Genomic DNA, 23,755 nt, shown 5'->3' on the forward strand with positions numbered 1-23,755 from the left:
CTTACGCCTCCGGAGCTTCGAACTTCGAGGTACGGGTCATGCCGGCGGCCCGGCCCTTGCCGGCGATCACCAGCGCCATCTTCCGGCTCGCCTCATCGATCATCTCGTCGCCGAGCATCGCCGACCCCTTCTTGCCGCCCGCCTCCGAGGTGCACCACTCGTAGGCGTCCAGGATCAGCTCGGCGTGGTCGTAATCCTCCTGCGAGGGCGAGAACACCTCGTTGGCGGCGTCGACCTGACCGGGGTGCAGCACCCACTTGCCGTCGAAGCCGAGGGCCGCGGCGCGCCCGGCGACCTCGCGGTAGCCGTCGACGTTCTTGATCTGGAGGTAGGGACCGTCGATGGCCTGGAGGTCGTGCGTACGGGCCGCCATCAGGATCCGCATGAGGATGTAGTGGTACGCGTCCGCCGGGTAGCCCGGCGGCTGCTCGCCGACCACCAGGGACTTCATGTTGATGGACGCCATGAAGTCGGCCGGGCCGAAGATGATGGTCTCCAGGCGCGGCGAGGCACCGGCGATGTCATCGACGTTCACCAGGCCCTTGGCGTTCTCGATCTGCGCCTCGATGCCGATCTTGCCGACCTCGAAACCCATCGTCTTCTCGATCTGGGTCAGCAGCAGGTCCAGCGCCACGATCTGCTGGGCGTCCTGCACCTTCGGCAGCATGATGCAGTCGAGGTTGGGGCCCGCACCCTCGACGACCGTGATGACATCCCGGTAGGTCCAGTGCGTCGTCCAGTCGTTGACCCGCACGACCCGCGTCTTGCCGGTCCAGTCGCCGTTGTTCAGCGCATCGACGATGGTGTGCCGGGCGCCCTCCTTGGCGAGCGGCGCGCAGGCGTCCTCCAGGTCGAGGAAGACCTGGTCGGCCGGTAGCCCCTGAGCCTTCTCCAGGAAGCGGGGGTTGGATCCGGGGACCGCCAGGCACGAGCGGCGGGGCCGCAGACGGTTCACCTGGGTCATGCGGGGACCTCCAGAGGGTCGAGCTGGTTCGCTTTCCGGATCTCGTCGACGATGCGGCCGATGATTTCCGTGATACCGAAGTCCTTGGGTGTGAAGACCGCCGCCACCCCGGCTTCCCGGAGCGCGGTGGCGTCGGCGGACGGGATGATGCCGCCGACGATGACGGGAACGTCGTCCACGCCGGTACGGCGCAGCCGGGCCAGTACGTCCGGCACCAGCTCGGCATGCGAACCGGAGAGGATCGACAGCCCCACGCAGTGCACGTCCTCGGCGACGGCCGCCGAGACGATCTGCTCCGGCGTCAGCCGGATGCCCTGGTAGACCACCTCGAAGCCGGCGTCCCGGGCCCGTACCGCGATCTGCTCGGCGCCGTTGCTGTGCCCGTCCAGGCCGGGCTTGCCGACCAGCAGGCGCAGCTTGCCGGTGCCGAGGTCGGCCGCCGTCTTCGCGACCTTCTCGCGGACCAGCGCGAGCGGGGTGCCCGCCTCGGCCGTGACGGCGAGCGGCGCGCCGGAGACGCCGGTGGGCGCCCGGAACTCGCCGAAGACATCCCGCAGCGCCCAGGACCACTCGCCGGTCGTCACCCCGGCCCGAGCGCACTCCAGGGTCGCCGAGAAGAGGTTGCCCTCGCCCGCCGCGGTCTTCTTCAGCGCCGACAGCGCCTCCTGGGCGCGCCCCTCGTCGCGGTTGTCCCGCCAGTCGTGCAGGGCCTGGACGACCCGCGCCTCGTTGGCCGGATCGACGGTCATGATGGCGGTGTCCAGATCCGCGGTGAGCGGATTCGGCTCGGTGCCCTCGTAGCAGTTGACGCCGACGATCTTCTCCTGGCCGGCCTCGATCCGGGCCCGGCGCTCGGCGTGCGAGGAGACCAGCTGCGATTTGAGATAGCCGGACTCGACGGCGGCCATCGCGCCGCCCATCTCCTGGATCCGGTCGATCTCGGCCAGGCACTCGTCGACGAGGGCGTCCACCTTGGCCTCGATGACATGCGATCCGGCGAAGATGTCCTCGTGCTCCAGCAGATCGCTCTCGTGCGCCAGCACCTGCTGGATGCGCAGCGACCACTGCTGGTCCCAGGGCCGGGGCAGCCCCAGCGCCTCGTTCCAGGCGGGGAGCTGGACGGCGCGGGCGCGCGCGTCCTTCGACAGGGTGACCGCGAGCATCTCGAGCACGATCCGCTGGACGTTGTTCTCCGGCTGCGCCTCGGTCAGGCCCAGGGAGTTGACCTGGACGCCGTAGCGGAACCGGCGCTGCTTGGCGTTCTCGATGCCGTAGCGCTCGCGGGTCACCTTGTCCCAGATGCGGCCGAAGGCGCGCATCTTGCACATCTCCTCGACGAATCGGACCCCGGCGTTCACGAAGAACGAGATCCGGGCGACCACATCGCCCTTGCGGTCCTCCGGGACCTGCCCCGACGCGAAGACCGCGTCCAGCACGGCGATCGCGGTGGACATCGCGTACGAGATCTCCTGGACCGGTGTGGCGCCCGCCTCCTGCAGGTGGTAGCTGCAGATGTTGATCGGGTTCCACTTCGGGATGTTGTTGACCGTGTACGCGATCATGTCGGTGGTCAGGCGGAGGCTCGGCCCCGGCGGGAAGACATGCGTTCCCCGCGACAGGTACTCCTTGACGATGTCGTTCTGCGTCGTCCCCGACAGCTTGGTGATGTCGGCGCCCTGTTCCTCGGCGACCACCTGGTAGAGGGCCAGCAGCCACATGGCGGTGGCGTTGATGGTCATCGAGGTGTTCATCTGTTCCAGGGGTATGTCCTGGAACAGCCGCCGCATGTCGCCGAGATGGGAGACCGGGACCCCGACCCGGCCGACCTCGCCGCGGGCGAGGATGTGGTCGGGGTCGTATCCGGTCTGCGTCGGGAGGTCGAACGCGACCGACAGGCCGGTCTGGCCCTTGGCGAGGTTGCGCCGGTACAGCTCATTGGACGCCTCGGCGGTGGAGTGCCCGGCGTAGGTCCGCATCAGCCACGGACGATCCTTCTGACGCTCAGTCATATGTGACCCGTATCTTCGTCGTTCAGACGCTGGCGAGGTGACGCGCGCGCGTCAGACGTTGCGGAAGCGGTTGATGGCGTCGAGGTGCTTGGCGCGCATCTCCTCGTCGCGCACGCCCATGCCCTCCTCGGGCGCCAGCGCCAGCACGCCGACCTTGCCCTGGTGCAGGTTGCGGTGCACGTCGTACGCCGCCTGCCCGGTCTCCTCGAGCGTGTACGTCTTCGACAGCGTCGGGTGGATCTTGCCCTTGGCGATCAGGCGGTTGGCCTCCCACGCCTCGCGGTAGTTCGCGAAGTGCGAGCCGATGATGCGCTTCAGGGACATCCACAGGTAGCGGTTGTCGTACTCGTGCATGTAGCCCGAGGTGGAGGCGCAGGTGGTGATGGTGCCGCCCTTGCGGGTGACGTAGACACTGGCGCCGAAGGTCTCGCGGCCGGGGTGCTCGAAGACGATGTCGATGTCCTCACCGCCGGTGAACTCGCGGATGCGCTTGCCGAAGCGCTTCCACTCCTTCGGGTCCTGGGTGCGCTCGTCCTTCCAGAACTTGTAGCCCTCGGCGTTGCGGTCGATGATCGCCTCGGCGCCCATCTTCCGGCAGATCTCCGCCTTCTGGTCGCTGGAGACCACGCAGATCGGGTTGGCGCCGCCGGCCAGCGCGAACTGGGTGGCGTACGAGCCGAGGCCGCCGCTGGCGCCCCAGATCAGGACGTTGTCGCCCTGCTTCATGCCGGCGCCGTTGCGGGAGACCAGCTGGCGGTACGCGGTCGAGTTGACCAGACCGGGCGCCGCCGCCTCCTCCCAGCTCAGGTGGTTGGGCTTGGGCATCAGCTGGTTGGACTTGACCAGGGCGATCTCGGCGAGACCGCCGAAGTTGGTCTCGAAGCCCCAGATCCGCTGCTCGGGGTCGAGCATGGTGTCGTTGTGGCCGTCGGAGGACTCCAGCTCGACGGACAGACAGTGCGCGACGACCTCGTCGCCGGGGTGCCAGGAGTTGACGCCCGGACCGGTGCGCAGGACCACGCCGGCCAGGTCGGAACCGATGACGTGGTACGGCAGGTCGTGCCGCTTGGTGAGCGGGGAGAGCTTGCCGTAGCGCTCCAGGAACCCGAACGTCGACAGCGGCTCGAAGATCGAGGTCCAGACGCTGTTGTAGTTCACGGAGGAGGCCATCACGGCCACCAGGGCCTCACCGGGCCCCAGCTCGGGCACCGGCACCTCGTCGAGGTGCAGCGACTTGCGCGGGTCCTTCTCCTTGGTGGACAGGCCGGCGAACATCTCCGTCTCGTCCTTGTGCACGGTCACCGCGCGGTAGGACTCAGGGATGGTCAGCGCGGCGAAGTCGTCGCGGGTGGTGTCGGGCGCGAGGATCGCGTCCAGGATTTCGTTCACGGGTTGCCTCCGGCGAAGCACGCGTCAGGGGAACGGCTTGAGGGAACGTCGGGGGGGTGGTGCGGGGGTGGTGCCGTCGGTTCGGCCGGTGTGGCGAATGCGCCGGTGGGCGCGGTGTTGATGCCTGTGACGCAGGCGTCCGGGCGGGCAGCCGCGAAGGGTTGCTGGGACAGCCGGTGCACGGGGTGTCGTGTGCGCCGGTCGACCGGACACCTTCAACGTATGACACCGCGTGCCATCTGACAAGACACTGAGTGCCATGAATTTCTCGGTTGAGTGCCCCGGGGTTCAAATGAGCGAGATGAGCGATGATCGTTCAAAGGGCCGGCGCGCCCGCGGCCCGCGGGGGACGCGCCGGACGAAGCGGTGCACGGGATCACCCGGCGGCTCAACTGCTGTGCAGAAAACGCGACTTGGGCACTGCCCGGAGGTTTCCGGGCAAGAAGAAGCCGCCGCCCGGATCCGGGCGGCGGCAAGCGACAACGTCCTCAGCGCTTCTTCAGCGCCCGCTCGATGGTCCGCATGACCTCGTCCAGCGGCGCATCCGTGCGGGCCACCGCAACCAGGACCTCGCCCTCCCGCGACACCTTCGCCGGCGGGGCCCCCTCCCCGGTGGCCGTGCGCCCCGCGCCGATGCCCGTGCCGAACGTCTCCCGCACGATCTCGAAGGCATGGTCCAGCTGGGTCTCGACGTCGCCCTCGGCGCCCGCGCGCAGCCAGCGCCGCAGGACGTGGTTGTGCGCGGTGACCACGGCCGAGGCGGCGACCTCGGCGAGCAGCGGGTCGTCATCGCCCTCGCGGTGGGCGCCCTCGTCGAAGTGGCCGAGGAGATAGCGGGTGAAGAGGCGTTCGTAGCGGGCGACCGAGGCGATCTCGGCCTCGCGCAGCGTGGGGACCTCGCGGGTGAGGCGGTAGCGGGCGACGGAGACGGCCGGGGCGGCCGCGTACATCCGCATGACCTCCTTGATGCCGCGGCAGACCGTGTCGAGGGGGTTCTCGTGCGGCGGGGCGGCATCAAGGACGGCCTCGGCGCGCACGAGGGTGTCGTCGTGGTCGGGGAAGATCGCCTCTTCCTTGGAGCGGAAGTGGCGGAAGAACGTACGGCGGGCGACCCCCGCGGCGGCCGCGATCTCGTCGACCGTGGTCGCCTCGTAGCCCTTGGTCGCGAACAGTTCCATGGCCGCCGCCGACAGTTCGCGGCGCATTTTGAGCCGTTGAGCGGCCGCGCGGCGAGCGCCGGGAGTGCTGGTGTCTGTTGCGTCGGAAGTCGGCGTACGAGCGGGCTGGGACATGTGGGGACGGTACTGCATATCTACTCGGCCTGCGGCATCAGGTACCGGCCGCGCCCCCGTGACCTGGGACGGACCGCCGGCCCAAGGGTCCAGCAGTCCGCCCCACGTGCCCCCGGCGCGCGGCCGGGGGCGCCCCCGCCCGTCAGCGCTTGGCGTACTCACGGAAGCCGCGGCCGGTCTTGCGGCCGAGGCAGCCCGCCGCGACGAGATGCTCCAGCAGCGGCGCCGGAGCGAGCCCGGGGTCGCGGAACTCGGCGTGCAGCACCTTCTCGATGGCCAGGGAGACGTCCAGGCCGACGACATCGAGGAGCTCGAACGGGCCCATCGGGTAACCGCCGCCCAGCTTCATGGCGGCGTCGATGTCGTCCAGGGAGGCGTAGTGCTCCTGGACCATCTTGATCGCGTTGTTCAGGTACGGGAAGAGCAGCGCATTGACGATGAAGCCGGCCCGGTCACCGCAGTCGACCGGGTGCTTGCGGACCTTGGCGCAGACCGCGCGGACGGTGGCGTGCACCTCGTCGGCCGTCAGGACCGTACGGACGATCTCGACCAGCTTCATCGCGGGGGCCGGGTTGAAGAAGTGCATGCCGATGACGTCCTGCGGACGGGAGGTGGCGCGTGCGCAGGCCACCACCGGAAGCGACGAGGTCGTCGTGGCCAGCACGGCGCCCGGCTTGCACACCTTGTCCAGCGTGGCGAAGAGCTGCTGCTTGATCTCCAGGTCCTCGGCCACCGCCTCGACCGCCAGGTCCACGTCCGCGAAGGCGTCGAGGGAGCCGGCCGGGGTGACCGCCGCGAGGGCGGCATCCCGCGCCTCGGCGCTGAGCCGGCCCTTGTCCACCGAGCGGCCCAGCGACTTGGCGATCCGGGCCTTCGCCGCCTCCGCCTTCTCCAGGCTGCGGGCCGCCAGCACGACCTCGAAGCCGGCCTTGGCGAAGACCTCGGCGATCCCGCTGGCCATCGTCCCGGACCCGGCGACGCCGACGGAACGGACGGTGCGGCCCGCCGCCTGGTCACCGGCGGCCGCGGGCGTCTCCGCGTCCGGGACGACCGTGGCGCTGTCGGGTGCCTCGTACGTGTAGAAGCCGCGGCCCGCCTTGCGGCCGGTCAGCCCGGCCTCGGCCAGCTGCCCCAGGATCGGCGCGGGAGCGTGCAGCCGGTCGCGCGACTCGGCGTACATCGCCTCCAGGACCGTGCGGGCGGTGTCCACACCGATCAGGTCCAGGAGCGCGAGCGGACCCATCGGCAGCCCGCAGCCCAGCCGCATCGCCGCGTCGATGTCCTCCCGGGTGGCGTACTTGGACTCGTACATCGCGGCGGCCTGGTTGAGGTAGCCGAAGAGCAGGCCGTCGGCGACGAAGCCGGGGCGGTCGCCCACCGCGATGGGGTCCTTGCCCAGCTCGCGGGCGAGCTGCGTGACGGCGGCGACCGCGGTCGGCGCGGTGAGCACCGAGGAGACCACCTCGACCAGCTTCATGGCCGGCGCGGGGTTGAAGAAGTGCAGACCGAGCACCCGCTCCGGGCGCTGCGAATCGGCGGCCAGCCGGGTCACCGACAGCGCGTTGGTGCCGGTGGCCAGGATGGCGTCCGGGCGGACGATGCCGTCCAGGGCCGTGACGACCTGCCGCTTGAGCTCGTAGTCCTCGGGCACGACCTCGATGACGAGATCGGCGTCCGCAGCGGCCTGCAGATCGGAGAAGGTGCGGAACCGGGCCAGGATGTCCTGCCGCTCCCGCTCGGTGATCCGCTCGCGCTGCACGGCGCGTGCGGTGGCGGCCTCGAGGGCGGCGACGGCGTGCCGGGCCGCGGCCTCGTCGGTGTCGATGCCGATGACCTCGCGGCCGGCCCGGGTCAGCACCTCGGCGATGCCGGTGCCCATGGTGCCGAGCCCGACCACGGCCACGGTCGAAAGGGACAGAGGGGAAACGTCGGTTGAGAGATCAGGGGTGGACGAAGGGCCCATCGCGAGACTCCAGAGGGTGTTCCCCTGAGGGCAGGGGAGAAGTGACGACTGAGGAGTGCCGCACGGACGCGACCGTGTGCAGCGCGCAGCGGCTCAAGGGAAACGGCGGGTGGGCCGCGGAAGCCGCAGCGCCACAGGAGCGCCGGCGGAGAGGGAGCCGTGGCAAGCCCTGTCCCGGGGCCGTGCCATGTGCTACCTGAAGCTGTCGTGCAGGTGCGGTGCCGAACCGACTTCACTTGCTGGCGGCTGCGTCACCGGCCGCCCGAGCAGGGGTGCTGCTCGTTCCAGCAGGTTAACCGGTGGGTAACCGGAGCGCCAGGGGTAGTGCGGGTCATTAGGCTGTGGCGCAGGCCACGTCCGCGGAACCGGGGAGGCCCGGCGGGAGGGAAGCGTCAAATGGAAGACGAATTCCACGAGTTGACGGACCGGGTGCGGGCCGAGCTCCGCTCCCCACAGGATCTGGTCGCCTACGAGCGGCTGCTCGGACTTGCCCGGAAGAACACCACGGCCGGACGCGAGGAACTGGCCCGGATGCTGGTCGCCGTGGAGCGCCCCCTGTGGGCCCGGGAGATCGCGGCCTTCGTCCTCGGCTGCGCCGGCGACAAACGCGCCTTCGAGACGCTGGTGCTGCTGCTGAACTACCGCGAACCCGTCCGCTGCGCCACGGCCGCGCACGCCCTGGGCCGCCTCGGCGACCCCCGCACCGCCCGCGCCGCCGCGGCCCTCGCCACCAACCCGCTGCGCACCGCCTACGCCCTGCACCCCGTCCGGCTCCTCGCCGAACTCCGCGCCCCGCAGTCCGTACCGGCCCTGATCTCCACCCTGGACCGCCTGCTCACCCCCAACAACCCGTACTGGCGGGTGGCCCTCGCCTGTGTCGAGGGCCTCGGCGCCCTGGGCGACCGCCGCGCGGTCCCCACGCTCACCGCCGCCCTCCCGCATCCCCGCCTGGCGGCGGCCGCGGCGGCATCACTGGCGCGGCTGGGGGTGCACGACGACACGGCGGAGGACGGGCCGGACGGCGCCGAGCGCGACGGCCGCAAGGCCGGGACTTGACCTTGACGCCGGGGGCAGGGTTCGAGACTCCCGGCATGGAAGACACACAGCAGCACCACGCGTCCCCCTCGCCCGCCGCCCGGGTCGTGATCGTCACCGGGGCCGGCACGGGCATCGGCCGCGCCACCGCCCATGCCTTCGCGGCCGAGGGGGCGCGGGTGGTGGCCGTCGGACGGCGCAGCGCACCACTGGAAGAGACCGCACGGGAGTGCCCCGAGGGCGGCGCGATCGTGCCGTATGCCGCCGATATCACCGAGGACGGGTCGCCCGAGGACATCGTGCGGTACGCGGCCGAGACGTACGGGCGGCTGGATGTGCTGGTCAACAACGCCGCGACGGTCGGCAACGGAGCGCTCGGCGGGTACACCAAGGAGCTGATGACGCCGCTGCTGGCCACCAACCTCGTTGCGCCGGTGCTGCTGACCCAGGCCGCGGTACCGCACCTCGAACGGACCGGCGGGGTGATCGTCAACCTCAGCACCTCGGTCGGCCAGCGCGGCTGGCCGGGCAACGCCGTCTATGCCGCGACCAAGACGGCCCTCGAACTCCTCACCCGCAGCTGGGCGGTGGAGCTCGCGCCCCGCGGCGTACGGGTCGCCGCCGTCGCACCCGGCGCCGTCGAGACGCCGATCGCGCTGCACCAGGGCTGGTCCCCGGAGCAGCGGCAGGCCGTCCGCCGGTGGCAGATCGACCACACCCCGATGGGGCGGGTCGGGCGGCCCGAAGAGGTGGCCTGGGCGATCACGCAGCTGGCCGCTCCCGCCGCCTCGTTCGTGACGGGAGTGGTGCTGCCGGTGGACGGGGGAGCGGTGGTCGGCTGACCGGGGCCGGGCCGCCGGCCGCCGGCCTGCTAGAAACGTCCCCGGAGGTGGTCCGGTGCGGATCGGGGAGCTGGCACGGCTGACGGGGGCGTCGCCGCGGGCGCTGCGCAACTACGAAAGCGAGGGGTTGATCGGCTCGGAGCGGACGGCGAACGGCTATCGCGACTACGACGCGGGCACGGCCGTACGCGTCCGCAACATCCGCCACCTCCTCCACGCCGGCCTCACACTCGCCGACGTACGGTGCTTCGCGCAGTGCCTCGACGGCGATATGACCACCGCGCCGCCCTCACCCGAGGGCCTGCGGATCGCCCGCGAGCGGCTCGCCGTCATCGACGAGCGGATCGCCGCCCAGGTGGCGGCCCGCGACCGCCTGGCGCGCGCCCTGGCGGACGTGCCGGAGGCTCACAGCAGCGTCAACTGCGTGGGCTCGGACGGCTGACCGCCCGGCGTCGCCGGGGCGGCGGACGGCGTGACATTGCGGTGCTCGCCGGCGCGGTAGGGGCCGATGCCGTACTCCCCGGCGAGTTCGTGGACCTGGCGGGTGATCCGGCGCTGGTACCAGGTGGGGGCGTACGAGCCGCCGGCGTACATCCGCTCGTAGCGCCGCACCAGATGCGGGTGGTGGTGGCCCAGCCACGCCATGAACCATTCGCGGGCGCCGGGCCGCAGATGCAGGACGAGCGGGGTGACCGAACCGGCGCCGGCCTCGGCGATCGCCCGGACCGTCGCCCGCAGCTGGTCGGGCGCGTCGCCGAGGAACGGGATCACCGGCGCCATCAGGACGCCGCAGGGGATGCCGTGCGCGGTGAGCGTCCGCACCACGTCCAGCCGGCGCTCGGGGGCCGGCGTTCCGGGCTCGACCGTGCGCCACAACGCGTGGTCGAGGAAGCCGACGGAGACGGAGATGCCGATGTCGGTGACGTCGGCGGCCTGCCGCAGCAGCTCCAGGTCGCGCAGGATCAGCGTGCCCTTGGTGAGGATGGAGAACGGGTTGGCGTGGTCGCGCAGCGCCGCGATGATGCCGGGCATGAGGGCGTACCGGCCCTCCGCCCGCTGATAGCAGTCGACGTTCGTCCCCATGGCTATGTGCTCGCCGCGCCAGCGCCGGGCGGTCAGCTCCCGGCGCAGCAGGTCGGGGGCATTGACCTTCACCACGATCTGCGAGTCGAAGCCGAGCCCCGTATCGAGGTCCAGATAGCTGTGGGTCTTGCGGGCGAAGCAGTAGACGCAGGCGTGACTGCATCCCCGGTACGGGTTCACGGTCCATTCGAACGGCATCCGGGAGGCGCCCGGGACGCGGTTCACGATCGAGCGGGCGCGCACTTCGTGGAAGGTGATGCCACGGAATTCGGGGGTGTCGATCGTCCGGCTGACGACGTCCGTGCCGAACAGCGCGGCAGGGCTTTCGCCCAGATTGTCCCAGCGCATCGGGCCTCCTTCAGGGTCCTGTCGAGTCCCCGTTCCAGATAATAGAACACCTGTTCCCTTGTCGGTCGTCACCCCGGATTTTGGGCGCGCCGCCCAGTGGTGGTTGGCTTGGCGGCGCATCGCAGGACCGGCAGCCGACTACTGGAGGAAGACACACATGGGTCAGGTCGAGGCCATCACGCAGCGCGAGATCGCGGCGGACCCGGAGGACGTGTTCGACGCGCTCGCCGACTACAGCGGCACGCGCCAGAAGCTGCTGCCCGAGCACTTCAGCGAGTACGAGGTCCGTGAGGGCGGCGACGGCAAGGGCACCCTCGTCCACTGGAAGCTCCAGGCCACCAGCAAGCGCGTACGCGACTGCCTGCTGGAGGTCGATGAGCCGACCGACGGTCAGCTCGTGGAGAAGGACCGCAACTCCTCCATGGTGACCACCTGGGTCGTCACCCCGGCGGGCGAGAACCGCGCGAACGTCGTGGTCACCACCAACTGGCAGGGCGCCGGCGGTATCGGTGGTTTCTTCGAGCGGACCTTCGCCCCCAAGGGGCTCGGCCGGATCTACGACGCGATCCTCGCCAACCTCGCCAAGGAGATGGAGAAGTAGCCGGTCACCGGTTCGGGTGGTTTCCGTTGCGCCGCGGTGTCCGGCCGTCCGGATCGTCGTCGTGCGGAAACCCCTGATGGGAGCCCAATAGGCGCCCCGGGTAAGGCACTTGACGCCCCTTCCCGCCCCGCATGCCCCCTTTCGTCGTACTTGTTCGCCCTTGTCGCCCGATGCGAAAAAGGGGCGGTGGTGCAGGTGTGACGAGGGAGGCAGTACGTGGGCGGGACCACCCTGGCAAAGAGGGGCAAGCGGGCCAAGCGGACCGTGGTGCCCGTCATCGTCGACCCGGGCGGCGGTGCGAGGCTGACCCTCGGCTCCCGGCGCAGACGGACGGTCTTCGCCGCCCTGACGCTGACGCCGGTGCTCGCGGCCCTCGACCAGACCGTCGCCGCCACCGCGCTCCCCAAGATCGTCGGTGAGCTGCACGGCATGCCCAGGATGTCCTGGGCGGTCACCGCCTACCTGCTCGCCTCCGCCATCGGCCTGCCGCTCCACGGCAAGCTCGGCGACCTCTTCGGCCGCAAACCGGTCTTCCTCTTCGCGATCCTGGTCTTCGTCGCCGGCTCGGCACTGTCCGGCTGGTCGCACTCCATGGACGAACTGATCGCCTTCCGCGCCGTCCAGGGCATCGGCGGCGGCGGGCTCCTGATCGGCGTCCAGACGATCCTCGCCGAGGTCGTACCGCCCCGGGCCCGCGGCCGCTGCCTGGGCCTGATCGGCGCGGCCTTCGGACTCGCCGCCGCGGCCGGACCGCTCATCGGCGGCCTCCTCACCGATCACGCCTCCTGGCGCTGGTGCTTCTACCTCAACGTGCCCTTCGGCGCGCTGGCGTTCCTCCTCATCGCCTGCTTCCTCAGACTCCCCAGGCCCCCGGTCCGCCCCAAGCTGGACATCGCGGGCGCGCTGCTGCTCGCCGCGTTCTCCACCTGCCTTGTCCTCCTCGCCGGTTGGGGCGGCACCGAGTACGCCTGGAACTCGCGGGTCGTCCTCGGGCTCGGCGCCGGAGCGCTCGGCGCCGCCCTGCTGTTCCTCGCCGTCGAGCGCTTCGCCGCCGAACCGCTGATGCCGCTCCGGCTCTTCCGCGACTCCGTCTTCACCCTCACCAACCTCGTCGGGACCGCCGTCGGCATCGCGCTCTTCGGCGCCGCAAGCCATCTGCCGACCTTCCTCCAGATGGTCGACGGCGCCACCGCCACCGCATCCGGCCTGCTGATGATGCCCCTGATGGGCGGCATCGTCCTCGCCTCCCTCGCCACCGGCCGGCTCATCAGCCGCACCGGCCGCTACAAGATCTTCCCGATCCTCGGCTGCGCGGTGGCCGCCGAGGGCATGTGGCTGCTGTCCCACATCGAGCCGGACACCCCGCGCGGCGTCTACAGCCTCTGGACGGGCATCCTCGGCCTCGGCCTCGGCTTCGTCATGCCGGTGCTGGTGCTCGCCGTACACAGCTCCGTACGCCGCACCGGTCCCGGCACCGCGACCGGCATCACCGCCTACTTCCGCCAGATCGGCGGCAGCATCGGCGCGGCCCTCTTCGGCGCCCTCTTCGCCCACCGCCTCGCCGGTCAACTCGCCCATGAACTGCCCGGGTCGGCGCGCCTGCCCGACCCGGACTCGCTCACCCCGCAACTGGTACGAGCCCTGCCCACCGGGCTGCGGGACAGCTACCTCGCCGCGTACGCGAACGCCATGCCGGGGATCTTCCTCTACCTCGCGCCGGTGCTCGTCGTGGGTTTCCTGCTCGCCCTCTTCCTGAAAGAGAAACCACTGGTGTCCTACGCCTCTCCTGCATCGCAGGCCCCCCAGACCTCGCACCCGCCCTACGGCGACACCGAGGACCCCGCGGCCGGCGTGCCCCGGGCGCGCACCGCCGTCAACGGCCATGCACCCACGGCCGGTTACGCCGCGACCTCGGCCGGCGTGCCCGTCTGCGGCGCGGTCCGGCACCACGACGGCTCCGTCGTGCCCCGCGCCGCGCTCACCCTCATCGACGTCGCCGGACGGCAGATCGGACGCGGCGCCACCGGCGAGGACGGACGGTACGCCCTGAGCACCCCCGGCGCCGGCTCGTACGTGCTGATCGCGGCCGCGGGCGGCCACCAGCCGCAGGCCGTCACCGTCACGGTCGGCGAGCGCCCCGTCGATCTGGACGTGGTGCTCGGCGGCGCGGGACGCCTCGCGGGCACCGTGACCACCGGCGACGGCACCCCCGTACGCGACGCCATGGTCACCCTCACCGACGTACGCGGCGAGGTCGTCGCCACCACCCGCAGCGGGCGCGAAGGCGGCTATGTCATCGGAGAGCTGGTGGCCGGCGAATACACCCTCGCCTCCAGCGCCCCGGCGTTCCGGCCCGCCGCGCTGCCCGTCACCGTCCACGCCTCCCGCGAGACCCGCCAGGACATCGAACTCGCGGGCGGCGCGGTGCTGCGCGGGACCGTACGGGCGGGCGGCGGCCGCCCCGTGGAGGACGCGCGGGTGACCCTGCTCGACGCGGGCGGCAATGTCGTCGACACCGCGACCACCGGACCCGACGGCCTGTTCCGCTTCGTGGACCTCTCGGCCGGCGAGTACACCGTCATCGCCGCCGGATACCCGCCGGTGGCCACCGTCCTCCAGGTGGCGGGCGGCGGCCGCACCGAACGCGACCTCCAACTGGGCCACGAGGACTGAGCCCACCGCGCACGGCCTCGCCCGGCCCCGGACCCCGCGGGGCGGCGGCACCTCCTGCCCCGCCCCGCGAAGGGACGCACCCCACGGGTCTACGATCCAGTCGTCGCCGTGATCCGCACGCCACCGAGGAGACCTCTTGAGGACGTTCCGGCAGCACATGAGGCAGGCGACGGCGCGCGCCCTGGCGGAATTCCCCGAAGAGCTGACGCCCGACATCTACGCCGTCACCTTCCGGATCGACAGCGTCGACCAGGACCCCCGCCTCCCGTACCTGGCGATCGGCTACAACACCGAACGCGAAGTGGCCCGGCAGCTCGCGGAGCCACACCCGCCGAAAGAATGGGAGGTCCGCTGGAACTACGCCTATTTCCCCCCGTCGGGCCTGGAGGGCATCCGCATCGTCGGACACCACCCCGAACACGACCCGGCCGGCGCCGAATTGCACCGCATCCAGGCCCAGGCGGAAGGCCTCTGGTACGAGGACGGGCTCCCCGAACACGAACAGGACGAGCGCGACGAACGCCTGGACGCACAGTTCCACGCACTCTGTGTCGACCTGGCGCGGCAGCTCCACTCCGACGGCCACCTCGTCAGCACGCTGGGCAGACCGCTGCCGGTCGTCCTCTACGACATGTTCAACCCCGACGAGATGTTCGCCCTGACCCGGGCCGCCAACCCGGCAGACCTCGTGGCGGAGTTCCTGACGGAGGACCCGGCGGGGCCTGCCCGGCCCGCACTTCAGTAGCCGGCGCCGCCCGCACCGAACCGCAGCAGCGTGATCAGCGGCCGGTCCCCGCGCAGCAACGGCACCGCCGCGGCCCGCGGCGCAAGAAACCCCAGGAGACCGCGGCCGGCGGGCAGCGGGACGTCGGCCACCTCGGTGACGGACGGATGGGCGGTGCGCAACGCCTTCCGCTCGGCGGCGTTCATGCCCCAGGGCATCGGCGGCAGACGATGACCGCCCGGACCCCGCACACCGTCGCGGGAGCGGGCACTGAACCGCCGTGACACGGTGTCGAACACCATCGAGCCGCCGGGAAAGGCCGCCGCGCAGGCACCGATCAGCCCCTGCGCCTGCGCGGGCTGCAGATACATCAGCAGGCCCTGGGCCGTCACCAGCACCCCGCGCGAGGGATCGATACCGGCCATCCAGCGGCGTTCGCGGGCGTCGCAGGCGACGAGCCGCTGACGGGCGCCGGGCGGCAACAGGCGCCGGCGCAACTCCAGCGGATCGCTCAGGTCCACGGTGACCCACTGCACCCGGCCGTTGTCCACCCGCCAGAACTGCGTCTCCAGGCCCTCCCCGAGCGCGATCACGGTGCCCTCCGGATGGCGGGCCAGAAACGCGCGCACCGCACCGTCGAAGGCCAGCGCACGCAGCGCAATGGCCTGCGCCACCCACGGCCGGGCGGCGCCCAGCCGCTCCTGGAACGGGTACTCCACCTCGGCGACCAGCCGTACCGCGCGCGGGTCCGGCAGCACGGTGTCCGTCCGGGCGGCCTCGGCGGCCCGGTGATAGACGGTCCACAGGGCCGTTTCGGGAATTCCCCGGAGGTCTGCCGCGATACGGCCCGACGTCACCTGATGGCGCACATCCTCGATCATGTGGCGTTGATATCGGGAGACCGGTCCCGCAGGAGGGCGATCGGAGTGTCGGTCACCCGAGGGGCTGCAAAGTCGTACCGGCGGTCAGCCCGTCTGCGCGGACATATACGCGGCTGCCGAGCGGACCACCGGGGCGCACCCCTGCCCGAGGGCATCGGCGGCCCGCAGCACCTCCCTCAGGACGGACAGGTCGCGCGCCTGGACGCAGAGCACCAGCAGCGGGGCGAGGTGGGCCGCCCAGGCCTCCCGCGACGCGGGCGGGACCCGGGCCGCCTCCCGGGCCCAGCGCAGGATCTCCTCGGGCGCCGCGCAGGGGAGTTGCGGACCGCGGCCCACACCGCTGCCGCCGCCCCGCTCGATCCGTACCGCCGCGGCCAGCGCCGCCGCCAGCGTCGTGTGATAGCAGCTGCCGAAGAGATAGGCTGCGGCCTTCTCCCCGGTGAGCCCGGCCAGGACTTCGGGCCGGTGTACGGGGCTGGGCACCGCGCCGTCGGGCCGCCGGGCGCGGGCCAGGGCCCTCCAGCCGTCGCGCACCAGAGGGGCCGAGGAGGCCCCCAACGCCCCAGCGCAGAGCAGGAGTTCGGCGACCAGGTCAAGGCTCCCGCGGGCGAGATGGGCGGCCAGCAGGACCCGTACGGTCTCGCGCAGCCGGGCCGCCTCCTCGGGGCCGCCGACAAGATCACGGCCGCCGAAGTCCGTGACGTAGAAAAGCGCATGGGTCAGGGCGTAGGTCTCACTCTCGGTGAGATGCAGGACATCGGGGCGCAGGGCGGGCAGGCTCTCGCGGAGGAGCGTGCCGATCTCGGGCAGCGGGGCGGGGGCCGGGAAGCCGCCGCGGTCCAGGAAATAGCGCAGCTCGATCCGGCCGAGCACCGGCTTGTACGGCTGCGCGTGGGCGCCGGCGCCCGCCGCCAGCAGGGCCTCGCACCGTGCCCGTAGCGCGGGCTGCGGGCGACCGAGGAGCTCCAGCAGGGCGATGAGGTTGAGGTGGTACGGGAAGAGCGCGTCGGCGCGGCACAGGCCGCGGCCGAAGTCCGGTTCGGCCACGGCCCGTTCGGCGAGATCGAGGGCCCGGGAGGGCAGCGGGGCGTCCTTGGGGAGACGGCCCGAGCGGTCCAACAGCCTTACCAGACCGAGGAGTTCGAGCAGCGGACCGGGGCGGAAGGGGCGGCGCGGCAGGAAGCGCTCCCAGCGCGGCGGGGCGAACCATTCGAGGTGGGCGTCGAGCCAGGCCAGCGCCCCGGCAAGTACGCCGGCCGCCGCCTCCTCCTCGTCCAGCGGCGGCCCGGCGGCCCGCGCATGTGCGGGCAGCGGGGCCCAGCACGGCTCCGGGCCCTCCGCGGCGCTCACCGTCCGCTCCGCAGCCGCAGCAGCACCAGCGCGACCGCCAGCACCCCGCCCAGCGCGGCCAGATCCGCCCACCACACCAGCAGCCCGCCGCCGCCCAGAAGGGTCCCCCGCGCCAGATCGACGGCATAGGTCATGGGGTTGAGGTGCATGATCAGCGCCAGCCAGCCCGGCGCGTCCCGAGCGCTGAAGACCGAGCCGGACAGGAACAGCATCGGGAACATGACGAGCTGGACGGTCGCCTGGAGCGTCTGGACCCGTGTGATGACCGTGGCCAGGCACAGGCCGATGACGCTGAAGACCGTGGCCGCCAGCGCGTAGCAGCCCGCGGCGGCCGCGAACCGGCCCGCCGTCAGATCCACCCCCATCAGCGGCGAGAACGCCAGCATGACGACGCTCTGCACGCTCACCATCCCGGCGCCCGCCGCGACCTTCCCCAGTGGCAGACAGATCCGTGGCACCGGGGCGACGAGGAGCTCGCGCAGCACACCGTATTCCCGGTCCCAGGCGTACGTCTGGCCGGAGGCGACGCCGATGGAGACCACCTGGATGGCGATGATGCCGGGGAAGACATAGGCGCTGAAGGGCACGGACCCCACGGAAGGGATCATGCCGTCGAAGCCGACGGCGTAGACGAGGACGAAGAAGGCGATCTGCACCGCCTGGCTCAAGAGCACGCCGGGCCGTTTGACCTGGCGGAGCAGGTCGCGGTGGGCGATCACGGCGATGGCGCGCAGGGCGACGGACAGCCGCCCTTCGGCGGCTGCCGGGGCGGGAGCGGCGGTGGGTACGGGGGCGGTCGCTGTGGTCATGGCGTCCTCACGCTCTGCGGCACCGGCTGTCGTTGGCCGAGCGGCCCCTGTGGCGCCTCGTTCCCGCGCGGCCCGTCGGTCCCGGTGGGCACGTCGGTCCCGCGCGGCCCGTCGTCCCCCTGCGGCCCGGCGCTCCCGCGCGGCCCGTCCCTCCCGTTGGCGGCAGCCAAGTACACGTCGTTCATGGACGGATGGCGTACGGACACGGTCAGTCCCGGCACATCCAGGGCCCGCACCACCTCCGCGATCCGGGTCTCCGGGGCGGCGCAGTGCACGCAGACGCCCTCGGCACCCAGCAGCGGATCGAAGCCCGCGGCGCGCAACTGGCGCGCGGCGGCGTCATTGTCCGCGCAGGACACCATGATCCGCGACGAGTCCAGGCCGCTCTTGAGCCGGTCGGCGCTGCCCCGCCGGACCACGCGCCCCTTCTGCAGGATGACGATGTCGTCGGCGTACTCCGCCTCGTCCATGTAGTGCGTCGAGTAGAGCACCGTGACGCCCAACTCGGCCCGCAGCCGCAGCAGATCGTCCCAAACGGCGCTGCGCGCGGTCGGGTCCAGGCCGTTGGTCGGCTCGTCCAGAATGATCAGCCCCGGGCGGTGAAGGAGGGCGCGGGCGATCTCCACCCGCCGGGACAGCCCCCCGGAGAGCTCCTCGACCGGGTCCCGGCGACGGTCGGCGAGGCCGAACAGATCCAGCATCAGGCCGATACGGGCCCTGGCATCCGCGCGTTTCATGCCGAACAGCCGGGCGTGGAACCACAGATTCCGCTCGACGGACAGCTCCTTGTCGAGCGTCCGCTCCTGGAAGACCAGCCCCAGGCGCCGCCGGGCGGCCATCGGCGCCTCGCTGATGTCGTGCCCGAAGATCCGTACGCTGCCACCGTCCGGCCGCGCCGCGGTCGACAGCACCCTGAGCAGGCTGGACTTCCCCGCGCCGTTGGGGCCGAGGAGCGCGGTGATACGGCCCGGCGCCGAGGCGAGCGACACGTCCTGGACGGCGGTCAGCTTGCCGTAGCGCACCACGAGACCGGCCACCTCGAAGGCGGGGGGCGTCGAAGGCATCGGGACATTCCTCTCCTGGAGCGCGTCGTCCGGGCCGTTCGCCTCTGCGTGGTGAGCGGTCATGCCAGCCCCAGACAGCGGTCCCAGGGCAGCGGTGCGCCGTCGACGGGCAGCAGCGCCAGGGCGACGCCCGCGGCGCCCTCCAGCATCCCCGCGACATTCACCGCCCGGTGCGTAACGGGCGAGCGGGCGGCGGCCGGGAAACGCATGAGGTGACGGAAGGCAAAGGGCGCCTCCTCCTCGGCGCACCCCAGCACCTTGCCGCGCAGCCGCTCGCACCCGGCACGGAGCACGTCGTCACCGGAAGCCGCCGCCACCCGCGCCAGGACGCGCAGCAGCCCCGCGTATCCGTGGCAGACCGTGGGCCCCTCGATCGCCCACCGCGACTCGTCCCGGCGGAGCGCGGCCCGCAGCGCCTCGACGGCGGCCTCGCGCCAGCGCGGCCGGCCCAGCGCCGTGCCCGCGCGATGGAGGGCGGCGGCCACACCGGGCGTCCCGTAGCACCAGGCGGTGCGGGTGAACAGCGCATCCGGGCGCCGCGCCGCCCGCTCGTCGTCCCAGCTCACGCGGGCGGGCCAGTAGGCGCCCGCCTCGTCCCGCAGCGTCCAGCCCAGCAGCCACTCGGCGATGCGCTCGATGGCCGCGCGCATCCCGGGCACCTCGCGGCCCGCCTCGTACGCCGAACACAGCACCGCCAGCGGGCCGCCGATCCCGTGGGCCATCCCGAGGTTGAAGTCGCCGCGCGGATAGTCCGCGCGGTCGCGGTCGCTGATCTGGAGCTCGGGGGGCACCCACCAACCGGGGACGTCGTGGCCGTCGACCCGGATCGGCGCGCTGAGCGCGACGAGGTGCTGGAGCGATGCGGTGAGGGCCGACTCCACCGCGGGGCCGCGCTCCGCCGGGTCGGCCGCCGAGTCCAGCAGCAGGCGGGCCGTCCCGGACAGCCCGTTGATCAGGTCGTACGCGGCCCAGTCGACACCGGCACCGCCCTCCTGGGCGCGACCGCGGACGGCCCGCAGCCGTTCCGTCTGGTCCTCGGCGACCCAGGTGGCCAGATCACGCCGCAGCGAGGCGTAGTGCCCCTCGCGTCCGGCGCAGGTCTGTGCGGCCGCCAGCAGCGCGGCCGGACCCGAGAACAGCCCACGGCTCGGCGCCGATGCCATGGCCCGCCCGGCGGCCGCCAGATGACGGTGCGCGACCGGCCGCCAGGTGCCGTCGGTACGGGCCAGCTCGCCGTAGAGGAGGGCCGTGCCGGGGAGCCCGTTGGCGAGAGTGAGCGGGCCCCACATCACCGCGTCGTAGACGGGATCGCGGTTGTCGTCGCGGGAGGCCACGGCGGCGATGTGCCCGGGGTCGGCGAGCCGCTCGGCGACCAGGGCGACGGCGCCCTCCATAAGCGTGGCTGCTGTGGTCACGGCTGGTGCCTCCGGCGGTTGAGGTGGTCCTGTACGGCGCCGCGGGCGATGCCCAGCACGGTCATTTCACGGGCGCTGGACCCGCCGAACAAGCGGTTGCAGACCATGTGCAGCAGGCTGCCGACGACCCGTCCCTCGGGGGTGTCGCCCGACTCCCTCACCCGGGCGGCGAGCCGGTGGACTGCCTCGTCGCGAGGGCGCAGCGCCTCCAGGACGCGGGCGCCCGCGGGATCCCCGGCGAGGGCGGGCCAGCCGCCGTACGGGTCGACGAGGCGGCGCCACCGGGCGGCCTTGGTGCGGAACTCGGCGGGCAGATCGCGGCGCGAGCCGGTCATCGACAGCCAGGCCGCGGCGCCGTCGCGCCCGTAGTCGCCGGTGGACGGGGCAGGGCCGGGCGCGGGCGGCCCGAAGGCGTGCGCCAGGGCGGCGCAGGAGATGACGGCCAGATCGTCGACGCTGTGATCGTTGCCGGGGTCCTTGGCCAGCCGCAGCAGGGCGAGGGCGGCCTCGCTGTCGTACCGGAAGGCCCGCTCGGCCAGGCGCTGCGCGGCCGGGCCGCCGTAGCGCTCGGTCTCCGGGTCGTACTGCGCGAGGCTGTGGCCGCGCAGCAGTCCCGCGCGCTGCCAGCTCGTCAGCAGCGCGCCGGTCTCGGGGGCCACCGCACCCCACAGCGCGCGCGGGTCCGGGCCGTGCAGCCGCAGCCGCAGATGATGTCCGGCGTCGTCCGTGTAGCGGAGGAAGAACCAGTCGTCGCAGCCCAACTCAGCTGCCTGCACCAGGAGTTCGGGAAGGCGGTCACGCAGGAGGGCGTCCTGGGCGCGGGCGGCGCCGTGCAGTTTGAGGTAGAGCCAATTGCCGCCGAGGCCGTGAACCGTGCGCTCCGGCTGGAGGTGGCCGGCGTACGGGCGGCGGCGCGGGAGGCCCGTTTCCCGGCGGACCAGCGGCACGACCAGCTCCGAGACATGCCCGGCGAGCGGGCCCCCCAACCGGCCCTCCTGCTCGCCCGGCACCTCCTGGGCGATCAGATCGGGATGGCGCAGCACCTGGTCGAGAAGCAGCTCGCGATGCCAGACGTTCTCCAGGTCGAGCAGCAGACGCTGGTCGGCGGTGACGGCGAGGACCCGGCGCGGTACGTCCCAGGCGGCCCGCCAGTCCCCGACCGCCCGCGCCCAGTCGGCCTCGCGCGCACCGCCCGCCCCACGGAGCCGCTCGGCGGCCGTACGGATCTCGTCCGGCCGCCAGATGGCGGGGGCCAGCACGAACCGGCCATGGCGCACCCGCGGAACGAACGGCGCATCCGCGAGCGGCCCCCAGTTCCACGGCTCCCACAGCCGCTGGCCCTCCAGTCCGATCTCCCACAACAGGCGGATGGCGTTGGGGGCCTGGGCGGGGGCGCTGACCATGTTGCCGAGGACGGGGGCGAGCTCACGGCCGGTGGGGAGATGGACGGCCGTCAGGCGCTCCAGGGTGGCGCCGATGCCGATGTCGGACAGCCGCAGCTCCTCGACGCCGGCCGCGTCGGGCACGCCGACGGCGATCCGGCGGCCGGTCGCGGGCGTGGTGTGGGCGAGGTTGGCGGCCCGTCCGGAACGGGGCCGGAACGCGAGATCGACCGGGACGGCGCCCTCGATGTGCACCGGATTGTCGCGGTGCAGCGCGGCGAACGCCTCCCGCCAGCCGGGGCATTGATCGGCGAACCGGGCGAAGGTGGCCCCCGCCCGGTGCGAGCCGGGCGACGGCGAGAGGAAGACCCGGAAGTCCCCGTTGGACAGCGCGTCCGTCGAGGGGGCGACGACCTGCACCGTCACCTCACAGCAGCCGGGCAGGTCCGCGGGGTCGGCGATGTCATGGCACAGCTCGGGCAGGTCGGCGTCCTGGAGGACCACCTCGCGCCGCCCAGAACGCTGAGCGGCGGCCACCAGCCGGGCCATCGCGCGGTCGCGGCGGGCGGTACGCGGATCGTCGGGCGGCGCCGGAGCGGCCTCGCCGTTGGGCCAGCCGTAACCCGCCGGAGCGCCCAAACCCGTTGATTCGTCGAGGAGTTGAAGGACCGGGACCAGGCGGTCGGCCCCATAGGCATCGAGGAAACGGCGGTGGTAGTCCCGCAGCGCGAACAGTCCGAGCTTGGGACGGGAGAGCCGCCACATCACGCCGGCGGCCGCCTCGATCGCCTCGCGTACCGCGTACGGCAGATGCAGCTCGGCATCCAGGCGGGTGTCGATGTGCAGGGGAGTGTCGTCCGGCTCGACGGACCGGGCGGTCGCCAGGAGGCGGCGCAGCGACGCCTGGCCGTCGCCGACGGGCCGCGCGTCGTAGGCCCGCCGCTCGCGGTCGAAGGCCAGCAGCCCGGCGTGGATCCGGCGGGTCTCCGCGCCGGGCCCGGTGACCCGGGAGAGCAGCCCGAGGAGGTGCCGCAGCGGGTCGCCGCCGTCCAGCGGCGGGCGCAGGCCGGTGATCAGAATCTCCTGGCGCACCAGCTCCGCCAGCAGGGCCCGGATCCGGCCCACCGGAGCCGTGGGGAAGGCCGCGGCGGTCCGGCGGACCAGCTCCTCGTACGGCAGCGGTCCGGCCGCCTCGGCCACCGCCCACGCCACAACCGGCGTCCTGCGTACGGACACCGAGGACCGCCCCTCGCCGCTCTCGGAGGGGGCGACGCCCTGGGTGGAGGGCGAGACGAGCACCAGCCGGTCCCCGGCGGTCACCAAAACCTGGTGGGCCTGGACGGTGAGCGTGCCGAGCACGGCCGGATCGCGCTCGAGGCGGTGGCCGATCCTGGTCAGCCACTGCATATCGGCATGGGTACGGGTGCGGTGCGCGTGGCCCCGCGCCACCTTGGCCGTGGCGTCGAAGACGCCCGTCGCCACCCCCGCGAACAGGCCGAACGGCGTGGGCCGGGTCCGCATCCGGATGTCGTAACGGAGCGCGGCGAGGGCGGCCCGGCGCAGCTGACCGGCCTTGATGCCGGCGCCGCCGCGCTCGCTGACCCGGCGGACCAGGGCGCTGAGACTGGGGGAGGCGAGGTCGAGCGCCTCGCTCAGCGCGGGGTCGTCGTCGACCGAGGAGAGGAGCGCGACGCAGGCGTCGACGTCCTGGGGGCCGCCCGTATCGGGGAGGGGGAGGCCCGGTGCGTCCGGCGCCAACGGCGCACGCAGCAGGAAGAGTTTCCGAGCGGCGAACGGCGCGTGCGATGTCTGTGTTTCCCCCATGGCTCCCCCTGCTTCTCCCACGGCTCCCCCTTACTCTCGCCGCCCCGCCCTTTGCTGCGGCGCTTGCCCCGCGCAGCTCTTCGTAGGAGGCGTCTGAGGCGGCGGGA

Annotated in this window: 17 protein-coding genes and 1 pseudogene; 6 read left to right on the forward strand and 12 right to left on the reverse strand. The window is 72.4% G+C overall.

All coding sequences use genetic code 11. The features are described 5' to 3' along the window. Position 1: 1 nt before the first annotated feature. The 5 genes from AC5677_RS31435 to AC5677_RS31455 all read right to left on the reverse strand — a co-directional run bounded on the left by AC5677_RS31435 (position 2) and on the right by AC5677_RS31455 (position 7,617). Positions 2–964: an HpcH/HpaI aldolase/citrate lyase family protein gene (locus tag AC5677_RS31435; RefSeq protein ID WP_497191254.1), complete on the reverse strand. Its 963-nt coding sequence runs from the start codon at positions 962–964 to the stop codon at positions 2–4. Next, positions 961–2,973, reverse strand: coding sequence for a protein meaA (locus tag AC5677_RS31440; RefSeq protein WP_497191255.1), 2,013 nt, complete (start codon positions 2,971–2,973; stop codon positions 961–963). Before AC5677_RS31440 ends, AC5677_RS31435 begins: the two co-directional genes overlap by 4 nt. A gap of 51 nt (positions 2,974–3,024) precedes the next feature. Continuing rightward, positions 3,025–4,362 (reverse strand): crotonyl-CoA carboxylase/reductase, encoded by a 1,338-nt coding sequence (gene ccrA, locus AC5677_RS31445; protein ID WP_497191256.1) that lies wholly within the window; start codon positions 4,360–4,362, stop codon positions 3,025–3,027. Positions 4,363–4,850: 488 nt separating this feature from the next. Then, entirely contained in the window at positions 4,851–5,654 is an 804-nt protein-coding gene (locus tag AC5677_RS31450; protein ID WP_497191257.1) for a TetR family transcriptional regulator, read from the reverse strand. A gap of 142 nt (positions 5,655–5,796) precedes the next feature. Next, positions 5,797–7,617 carry a 3-hydroxyacyl-CoA dehydrogenase family protein gene (locus tag AC5677_RS31455; RefSeq protein WP_497191258.1) on the reverse strand — a complete coding sequence of 607 codons (1,821 nt, stop codon included), beginning with the start codon at positions 7,615–7,617 and terminating at the stop codon, positions 5,797–5,799. Positions 7,618–8,013: 396 nt separating this feature from the next. On the opposite strand from AC5677_RS31455, the gene AC5677_RS31460 reads away from it, so the two are divergent. From AC5677_RS31460 to AC5677_RS31470, 3 genes are read left to right on the forward strand one after another with little or no spacing between them, the layout of a single operon-like run. Further along, positions 8,014–8,673 (forward strand): HEAT repeat domain-containing protein, encoded by a 660-nt coding sequence (locus tag AC5677_RS31460; RefSeq protein ID WP_497191259.1) that lies wholly within the window; start codon positions 8,014–8,016, stop codon positions 8,671–8,673. A 35-nt stretch (positions 8,674–8,708) separates the two neighbouring features. Beyond that, positions 8,709–9,494: an SDR family NAD(P)-dependent oxidoreductase gene (locus AC5677_RS31465; RefSeq protein ID WP_497191260.1), complete on the forward strand. Its 786-nt coding sequence runs from the start codon at positions 8,709–8,711 to the stop codon at positions 9,492–9,494. A 55-nt stretch (positions 9,495–9,549) separates the two neighbouring features. Further along, positions 9,550–9,936, forward strand: a complete 387-nt coding sequence (locus AC5677_RS31470; RefSeq protein WP_497191261.1) for a MerR family transcriptional regulator — start codon at positions 9,550–9,552, stop codon at positions 9,934–9,936. On the opposite strand, the gene AC5677_RS31475 is transcribed toward AC5677_RS31470, so the two are convergent. Further along, complete coding sequence (locus AC5677_RS31475) at positions 9,900–10,925, reverse strand: Rv2578c family radical SAM protein (RefSeq protein WP_497191262.1); 1,026 nt, start codon at positions 10,923–10,925, stop codon at positions 9,900–9,902. The genes AC5677_RS31470 and AC5677_RS31475 overlap by 37 nt on opposite strands. Positions 10,926–11,082: 157 nt before the next feature. Between AC5677_RS31475 and AC5677_RS31480 the strand changes: the two genes are divergently transcribed. The 3 genes from AC5677_RS31480 to AC5677_RS31490 all read left to right on the forward strand — a co-directional run bounded on the left by AC5677_RS31480 (position 11,083) and on the right by AC5677_RS31490 (position 14,944). Next, positions 11,083–11,526, forward strand: a complete 444-nt coding sequence (locus AC5677_RS31480; RefSeq protein ID WP_497191263.1) for an SRPBCC family protein — start codon at positions 11,083–11,085, stop codon at positions 11,524–11,526. Between the two features lie 216 nt (positions 11,527–11,742). Further along, positions 11,743–14,199, forward strand: coding sequence for an MFS transporter (locus AC5677_RS31485; protein WP_497191264.1), 2,457 nt, complete (start codon positions 11,743–11,745; stop codon positions 14,197–14,199). A 157-nt stretch (positions 14,200–14,356) separates the two neighbouring features. Next, positions 14,357–14,944: a hypothetical protein gene (locus tag AC5677_RS31490; RefSeq protein WP_497191265.1), complete on the forward strand. Its 588-nt coding sequence runs from the start codon at positions 14,357–14,359 to the stop codon at positions 14,942–14,944. On the opposite strand, the gene AC5677_RS31495 is transcribed toward AC5677_RS31490, so the two are convergent. From AC5677_RS31495 to AC5677_RS31520, 6 genes and pseudogenes are all read right to left on the reverse strand, one after another. Beyond that, complete coding sequence (locus tag AC5677_RS31495; RefSeq protein ID WP_497191266.1) at positions 14,938–15,804, reverse strand: class I SAM-dependent methyltransferase; 867 nt, start codon at positions 15,802–15,804, stop codon at positions 14,938–14,940. The genes AC5677_RS31490 and AC5677_RS31495 overlap by 7 nt on opposite strands. Before the next feature lie 84 nt (positions 15,805–15,888). Further along, on the reverse strand, positions 15,889–17,154 hold the full coding sequence (locus AC5677_RS31500) for a DUF6895 family protein (RefSeq protein ID WP_497191267.1): 1,266 nt from the start codon (positions 17,152–17,154) through the stop codon (positions 15,889–15,891). Next, positions 17,151–17,963: an ABC transporter permease gene (locus AC5677_RS31505; RefSeq protein ID WP_497191268.1), complete on the reverse strand. Its 813-nt coding sequence runs from the start codon at positions 17,961–17,963 to the stop codon at positions 17,151–17,153. The genes AC5677_RS31500 and AC5677_RS31505 overlap by 4 nt, the downstream gene beginning before the upstream one ends. After that, positions 17,960–18,949 (reverse strand): annotated as a pseudogene (locus tag AC5677_RS31510) (ABC transporter ATP-binding protein); the annotation flags it as partial. The gene AC5677_RS31505 and the pseudogene AC5677_RS31510, both read right to left, overlap by 4 nt. Positions 18,950–19,086: 137 nt before the next feature. Next, entirely contained in the window at positions 19,087–20,442 is a 1,356-nt protein-coding gene (locus tag AC5677_RS31515; RefSeq protein ID WP_497191269.1) for a lanthionine synthetase C family protein, read from the reverse strand. After that, positions 20,439–23,648, reverse strand: a complete 3,210-nt coding sequence (locus AC5677_RS31520; protein ID WP_497191270.1) for a lantibiotic dehydratase — start codon at positions 23,646–23,648, stop codon at positions 20,439–20,441. Before AC5677_RS31520 ends, AC5677_RS31515 begins: the two co-directional genes overlap by 4 nt. Positions 23,649–23,755: the final 107 nt, after the last annotated feature.

This window comes from Streptomyces sp. JLSY215 (genome assembly GCF_059682825.1).